Origin of the sequence: Variovorax sp. 278MFTsu5.1 (genome assembly GCF_048305045.1) — a bacterium.
Classification (GTDB): domain Bacteria; phylum Pseudomonadota; class Gammaproteobacteria; order Burkholderiales; family Burkholderiaceae_C; genus Variovorax; species Variovorax guangxiensis.
In genome coordinates, this window is record NZ_CP157622.1 from 861,626 (window position 1) to 868,832 (window position 7,207).

Here is a 7,207-nt window from a genome sequence, read left to right on the forward strand (position 1 = left end):
CTAATGCGGGCGGCCCGGCCTTGTGCAATAACGGGCCCATGAATCCAAGGGAGCCGGCCCGGCGTCTAGACCCACACTCCGACCAGGCGACGAGAGGATGGCGCGGCCTGCCCCGATGGGGCGGCGCGCTGGCCCTGGTGGCCGTGGCCGCCTTCGCGGGCTACCAGGTCGCGATGCAGACCGGCCTGGCCCGGCTGCGCGAAGCGGCCGACCACCGGCTCGACATGCTCGCCACCGGCCTGGACGCCGACCTCGCCCGCTTCGACTACCTGCCCGCGCTGCTGGAGATGACGCCCCTGGTGCCGGCCCTGCTCGGCACGCCGTCGGACATGCGGCTGCGCGATTCGGTCAACCGCTACCTCGACGGCGTCAACGCCGCGGCCGGAGCGGAAATGCTCTACGTGCTCGACGCCTCCGGCACCTCGCTGGCGGCTTCCGACTGGGACAAGCCCGGCACCACCGTGGGCCAGGACCTGTCGTTCCGGCCCTACGTGATCGACGCGCTGGGGCAGGGCAGGGGCCGCTTCTACGGCGTGGGCATCACCAGCAAGAAGCCGGGCTACTACCTGTCGTATGCGCTGCGACGCGGGCAGGCCTCGCGCGGCGTGGTGGCGGTGAAGATCAACCTCGAAGAAGCCGAGCGCGCCTGGCGCAAGCTGCCGGGCGACGTGGCGCTGATCGACCAGCGCGGCGTGGTTATTCTCTCGACGCGCGAGGACATCAAGTTCAGGCCGCTGCTGCCGCTGGACGCACTGCAGCGCGCCGAGGTGCTGCGCTCGCGGCCCTACGGCGAGGCCGCGCTGCAGCCGCTGCAGTGGACGCAGAAGGAAGCGCTGGACCGCGACGTGCAGGTGATCTCGCTCGACGGCGTCGATCAGCTCGCCTCTGCCCGCACCCTGCGCGGCGCGCCGTGGCAGCTGGTGGTGCTCGACAACCTCGCGCCGCTGCATGTGGCGGCGCGCAACGCGGCCATCACCGCCGGCCTCGCGATGACGGTGCTGCTGCTGGTGGCCGTGGCGCTGTGGCAGCGGCGCCGCGCCGTGCGCCAGAAGCTTGCGAACCAGGCTGCGCTGCAGGCGGCGCACGACACGCTCGAATCGACCGTGGCCGCGCGCACCGCGCAGCTTCGCGCGGCGCAGGGCGAGCTGGTGCATGCCGGCAAGATGGCGGCGCTGGGGCAGATGTCGGCCGGCGTGGTGCACGAGCTCAACCAGCCGCTCACCGCGATGCGCACGCTCTCGGAAAGCGCGTCCATCCTGCTCGACAAGAACCGCCTTGAGGACGTGCGCGGCAACCTCGAGCGCATCCGCGGCATGGTCGACCGGCTCGCGCGGCTGACCTCGCAGCTGCGCACCTTCGCCTACAAGAGCGAGCTGCCGCTGGCGCCGGTGCTGTTGTCGCATGCGATCGCCGACGCGCAGGTGATCGTGGCCGAGGCTGCGCGCAAGCAGCGCGTCGCCATCGAGGTCGACGTGCAGCCGCCCGCGCTGAGCGTGATGGCGGAGGAGGCCGCGCTCGGCAGCGTGCTCGCCAACCTGATGCGCAACGCCATCGACGCGATGCAGGACGCGCCGGTACGCAAGCTGCGCCTGGAAGCACGGCCGAAGGAGGGCCGCGTGCTGCTGTCGGTGACCGACACCGGCCCGGGCATCCGCCCGGACATCCTGCAGCGGCTGTTCGAACCCTTCGTCACCGGCAAGGCGGCGGGGTCGGGGCTGGGACTGGGGCTCGTGATCTCGGCACAATTGGTGCGGTCCATGGACGGCACGCTGCGCGCGGCCAACCTGGACGGCGGCGGGGCATGCTTCGTCGTCGACCTGCCGGCGGCCATTGCCGTGATCCACGACAGCAGCAGCAACCCGCCGGTTGCCGACGCCCTTTCCATTGCACAACAGGAGTGATCCCCAAGTGAGCGAAGCCCCTGCGATCCGGGTGATGCTGATCGAGGACGACGAAGACGTCCGCGTCAGCACCACCCAGGTGCTGACCCTGGCCGGTTTCGAAGTCGAGTCCTTCCCGAGCGCCGAGCGCGCCCGGGCGCACATCTCGGTCGGCGTGCCGGCCGTCGTCATCAGCGACGTGCGCCTGCCGGGCCTGAGCGGCACCGAGTGGCTGCCCGAGCTGCGCGGCGTCGACCCCGAGCTGCCGGTGATCCTGGTCACCGGCCACGGCCACATCGCGATGGCCGTGCAGGCCATGCGCGAGGGCGCCTACGACTTCATCGAGAAACCCTTCAGTTCCGAGCGGCTGGTGGCCATCGTTCGCCACGCCATCGAGCGGCGGCAGCTCAGCCTGCAGGTGCGCGCATTGCGCGACGCGCTGGAGAACTGGCAGGGCATCCAGTCGGTGCTGATAGGCCGTTCGGCGCAGATGCAGCAGGTGCGCCAGACGGTGAAGACGCTGGCCGAGACGTCGGCCGACGTGCTGGTCTACGGCGAGACCGGCACCGGCAAGGAACTGGTCGCGCGCTGCCTGCACGACCACAGCGCGCGCCGGCGCCAGCATTTCGTGCCGCTCAATTGCGGTGGCCTGCCCGAGTCGCTGGCCGAGAGCGAGCTCTTCGGCCACGAGGCCGGCGCCTTCACCGGCGCGAGCCGCATGCGCGTGGGCAAGTTCGAATACGCCAGCGGCGGCACGCTCTTCCTCGACGAGATCGAGAGCATGCCTATGGCGGTGCAGATCAAGCTGCTGCGCGCGCTGCAGGAGCGCAGCATCGAGCGCATCGGCTCCAACAAGACCATTCCCTTCGACTGCCGCGTGGTGGCCGCGAGCAAGGACGACCTCAAGGCCATGAGCGACCAGCAGAAGTTCAGGGCCGACCTGTACTACCGCCTGGGCGTGGCCTTCATCGAGCTGCCGCCGCTGCGCGAGCGCCGGGAAGATATCCCGCTGCTGTTCGAGCATTTCACGCTCCAGGCCGCGACCCGCTACGACCGGCCCGCGCCGCTGCTGAGCAACGCGCAGCTGGCCGACCTGATGGCCTACGCCTGGCCCGGCAATGTGCGCGAGCTGCGCAACGTGGCCGACCGTTTCGTGCTGGGGCTCCTGGGGGAGCGCCTGACGCAGACGCATGGCAGCGCGCAGGGTGTGCCGGCTTTGCCGCGGGGTCTGCCCCAGCAGGTGGAATCGTTCGAGCGCGCGGTGATCGTCGAGGAACTGAGGCGCCAGCGCGGCGACCAGCCCGCCACGGCCGCCGCCCTGGGCATCGCGCGGCAGACGTTGCACGACAAGGTGCGCAAGCTCGGGCTGACGGTCGACGAGTTCAAGTAGGGCTGCAGCCGCATCCTGCGGGCGGCCCGCTCTTGAGCTCAGGTCTGGAATTGGTAGCCGGTGCCTCTCACGGCATGCAGTGGCAGTGAAATGCCCGCCGCCGTCGCCTTGCGCCGCAGCCGGCTGACCACGGCATCGACGCGCTGCAGGTCGAAGTTCTCGAGATCGCCGCCGCCCAGCGCGGCTGCGAGCTGCGTCCGGTCGACGGGCTTGTTGCGCTGCTTGAACAGGCTGGTGACGATGGCGCGCTCCGACATCGTGAGGCGCAGCGCCCGGCCATCGGGGGCGTACAGGATCCAGTCGCCTTCCTTGAGCACCCAGCGCCCCGTGCCGCGCGGCGCCTCGGGTTGATGCGGCTGCAGCGCCCGGCCGGCGCTCGCTTCGGCCGCCTTGATGCGTCGGTAGATGGCTTCGATCGAGGCCGCGAGCTCCTCGGCATGCACCGGCTTCACGAAATAGGCATCGGCGCCGCCGCGCAGGCCGCGCACCCGGTCGCTGAGGTCGCCGCGCGCGGTTGCGAAGACGATCCCGACATTGCTGGCGGAACGCAGGTGCTGGGCGATCGAAAAACCGTTCTCGTCCGGCAGTTCGATGTCGATCACCACCACGTCGCATCGATTGACCGCGTAGGCCCTGTAGAACTCCGCCGCCGTCGAGAAGCCGGAGGCCTTGAAACCCAGTTGCTCGAGGCTGTAGACCAGTGCTTCCTGAAGGTCGTCTTCGTCCTCGATCAGGTAGACGGTTATCTTTTTATCGGTATTGGAGTTCGGAATATTCATGATGCACCTCTCCTCGGTCTCGGCTGCGACGCGCTGCTGGCGCCGAAGATTCGCCGGACAATATCAACAACATGAAAAGAAATAGATGTCTTGTTTTGATCGCGGGGATGGCGCTGTGGCTGATTTCGCTTTGTTCACATGCTCTTGTGCTTCGCAGCGATCAAGGGCTGAAAGAACCCGTCTCGTTGCTCGGCCAAGAGGAAATATTCATTGATACATCCGGAAATACTTCCATCGAGGACATTATTTCAGCCCGCGGCGGCGTGGAGTTTATAGCCGGAGATACCCGCCTCGGCCGACTTCGGGCAGGCGAGATTTACTGGATCAGGTTTTCCTTGCAGCAGGAGCCCGGCGCGCTTTCGCAATGGGCCATCCAGATATTCCCCAACTGGGTCGACGACGTGGAGGTCTACCGGCGCGATGCCTCCGGCAGGATTTCGGTCGAGCGGCTGGGCGACCAGCAGCCCTTCGTCGACCGGGCCATCCGCAGCAGCATGATGGCCTTCCCCGTCGTGGTGGGCTCATCGCCCGAAACCTACTACGTGCGGGTGAAGACGCATGGCCTGGCTCCCCTGTGCCTGCACGTCTGGCAACGGGCCGGGCTGGAGCGGGCGGAGGCGAGCCGGATGGCTTTCCTCTCGGCGTTCGCCGGTGCCATTGGCGTGATGGTGCTGATGAACCTGATCTTCTGGGTCTGGCTGCGCAACGGCATCTACCCGGTCTACGCGCTCTTCCTGTTTTCCATGCTGGTGGCCGTCGCCTCCATGCTCGGCTACGCGAGCTCGCTGATGTTTCCCGATGCGCCGCTGGTGGCCGACCGCTTCGTCGATGCGAGCTCGGGTGCGCTGATGTCGATCGCCGCCGTGTTCGCGTGGCGGTTCTTCGACTACGACAGCTACTCGCCGCGGGCCGCCTGGTTCATGAAGGCCGCGGCGCTGGCCTTCGCGGCCATGGCGGTACTTTCGGCGGGCGGGGTGGACGCCGCCATCCATGCGGCGGCCTACCTGCAGATCACGGTCGGCTTCTTCAACCTCGGGTTCGTCGTCTGGCTGATGGTCCGCCACCGGGCGTTCCACTACCTGCTGGCGGCCGTCGTCTTCACCTGCGTGAACCTGTCCTGGACCTTCTACCTGCTGGTGCTGCTGGGGTTCGTGACCATGAAGAAGCCGTTCATCCTCGAGTTCTGGATTCCCATGCTTCAGCTCGCGAACCTGGCAATGCTCAACTTCGCGGTGGCCAGCCGTTCACGGCGGGCGGAACTTGCGCTGCGCGCGGAGCGCAAGCGCGCCTTCGATTCGATGAAAGTCGCCAAGACGGCGCTGGAGGAACGGGTGCGCCAGCGCGAATTCGTCGCTGTCGTCTCGCACGAGTTCCGCACGCCGCTCGCCGTTGTCGACGCTGTGGCGCATGCCCTGGAACTGTCGCCCTCAGGCCGGGACGAGGCGGTCAAGCGCGCCGTCGGCAAGATCCGCAAGGCGACCCGCCGCCTCGCCGTGCTCATCGAGAACATCCTGCAGGACGACGCGCTGGAGACCGGTTCCCCGAGGCCTGCCGCACGCAGCTTCGATTTGCGCGAGGTGATCGAAAGCGTCCGGGGCGTCGGGCTGCCTGAAGAAAACGCCCGCCTCGGCGTCGAGGCGCCAGCGCAGCGGACGATGTGCGAGGGCGACCCGGCAAGAATCGAAATGGCGATCCGCAACCTGGTCCACAACGCCCTGAAGTACTCGCCTGCCGATTCGGCGGTCACGGTGCGATGCGAATCCGGGGCGGGGCTTTTCAGTGTGACGGTCTGCAATCAGGGAGAACCGATCCCCGACGGCGAGCGAGGCAGCCTCTTCGAGCGCTACTTCAGGGGCGTCACGTCGACCCAGGTGCCCGGCTCGGGGCTGGGGCTCCACATCTCGCGGACCATCGCCCGCCAGCACGGCGGAGACGTGGTGCTGCTCTCCAGCGATGCCGAGGGCACGGTGTTCCGTCTGACGATTCCGCTGCAACCGACTCCCATCGGGCTGCCGCGCTGAAATCGGCGGGCTTCCCCGACAGCGTGGAGGCCTTCGGCACGCCGTGGCGAAGCGTGAATTTTTCGATGCCAGAAAGAAAACGTTTTCAGCGTCTTTGGCAGCATTTGATGACATTCATCGTCATTAATGCGCATTGACTTTAGGCCAGGACAAGAAGTTTTCTGGCTCCTCCCCCAACTTTGTGATTTTCTTCCATTCGCTACACAAAAGTTTTCACTTTATGCATGCATGAATTGGTCAATGTAGGTCATTTGAAGTCAATGACCGACATTGTCTGATCCGATTGTAAATAGATACATTCCCCAGCCCGAAAGGGATCATGGGGATGCGGTGAACGCGCTCTCCATGAAATCCAACGTTGAACGGAGAGTTTGGAATGGTTTCGCCGGAGTCTCGCGCCCAGGCCCTGAGCCTGGACAAATCCCAGCTGATTTATCTGCCGCCGCGCCAGCGCGAGCAGTCCCACGCCGACGGCTTCGATCTGCTGGGCGATTTCATCGGCTCGCTTCAGGCAGGGCAGCGCTCGGGGCTGGTCCTGCTGCCGTTGCCCGTGGACGCCACCGTGCAGTGGCTGGACTCGGTCCGCGCCCTGATCGACGCGCCGCTGCTGTTCGCCGTCAACAGCGACAGCGTCGCTGCACAACAGGGCATCGAACGTGAGTTTTCGGGCGAGAGGAATTTCGATTTCGTGCTTCATCCCTTCGATCTGGACGAGGTCAGATCGAAAGCCCAGGGCCTGCTTCACCGCACCACTCTCGCTGCATATGGCGCGGGAAGAAACGAGCTCCTGATCTACCGGGGCTACCGTTTCCAGATCAGCGAACGCCGTGTGTTCCACGAAGAGCGGGAAATGTACCTGCAGCCTCGTGAATTCGACCTCGCCCTCGAATTGTTCAGGAACAGGGATTGCCTTTTGAGCCGCGAGCAGCTCTATGGCCTTTTCTGGCGGGACACCGTCAGCCTGCGCTCTCGCGCATTGGATGTCTGCGTTTTCAAGATTCGCAGGAAGCTCAATATAGAACCGGCCAATGGATTGATGCTGCGCGCCGTATTCGGCCAGGGATACAAGCTGCACACCGTCTCGCCGATGTTCCTCAGATGAATTGAGGGTTGCCTGCATCGCGGGCAATTGTTGGG

At 66.2% G+C, this 7,207-nt stretch carries 5 protein-coding genes; 4 read left to right on the forward strand and 1 reads right to left on the reverse strand.

Going from position 1 to position 7,207, the window contains the following annotated elements; genetic code table 11:
• The first annotated feature begins 38 nt into the window (after positions 1-38).
• Positions 39-1,901, forward strand: coding sequence for a sensor histidine kinase (locus ABL844_RS03795; protein WP_418130517.1), 1,863 nt, complete (start codon positions 39-41; stop codon positions 1,899-1,901).
• 7 nt (positions 1,902-1,908) lie between these two features.
• Positions 1,909-3,270 (forward strand): sigma-54-dependent transcriptional regulator, encoded by a 1,362-nt coding sequence (locus ABL844_RS03800; protein WP_418130518.1) that lies wholly within the window; start codon positions 1,909-1,911, stop codon positions 3,268-3,270.
• 38 nt (positions 3,271-3,308) lie between these two features.
• Here ABL844_RS03800 and ABL844_RS03805 read toward each other — a convergent pair whose 3' ends face one another.
• Positions 3,309-4,049 carry a response regulator transcription factor gene (locus tag ABL844_RS03805; protein ID WP_260319163.1) on the reverse strand — a complete coding sequence of 247 codons (741 nt, stop codon included), beginning with the start codon at positions 4,047-4,049 and terminating at the stop codon, positions 3,309-3,311.
• Positions 4,050-4,120: 71 nt separating this feature from the next.
• Between ABL844_RS03805 and ABL844_RS03810 the strand changes: the two genes are divergently transcribed.
• Complete coding sequence (locus tag ABL844_RS03810; protein ID WP_418130519.1) at positions 4,121-6,070, forward strand: ATP-binding protein; 1,950 nt, start codon at positions 4,121-4,123, stop codon at positions 6,068-6,070.
• A 376-nt stretch (positions 6,071-6,446) separates the two neighbouring features.
• The gene (locus tag ABL844_RS03815; RefSeq protein WP_184634374.1) at positions 6,447-7,172 is read left to right on the forward strand and encodes a winged helix-turn-helix domain-containing protein; all 726 of its coding nucleotides are present in this window, start codon (positions 6,447-6,449) and stop codon (positions 7,170-7,172) included.
• The last annotated feature ends 35 nt before the right edge of the window (positions 7,173-7,207 follow it).

Bases quoted from the DNA above. Each gene is read 5' to 3' on its own strand.
- ABL844_RS03795 (WP_418130517.1), top strand. From the start codon at position 39: ATGAATCCAAGGGAGCCGGCCCGGCGTCTAGACCCACACTCCGACCAG.
- ABL844_RS03805 (WP_260319163.1), bottom strand. From the start codon at position 4,049: ATGAATATTCCGAACTCCAATACCGATAAAAAGATAACCGTCTACCTG.
- ABL844_RS03810 (WP_418130519.1), top strand. From the start codon at position 4,121: ATGAAAAGAAATAGATGTCTTGTTTTGATCGCGGGGATGGCGCTGTGG.
- ABL844_RS03815 (WP_184634374.1), top strand. From the start codon at position 6,447: ATGGTTTCGCCGGAGTCTCGCGCCCAGGCCCTGAGCCTGGACAAATCC.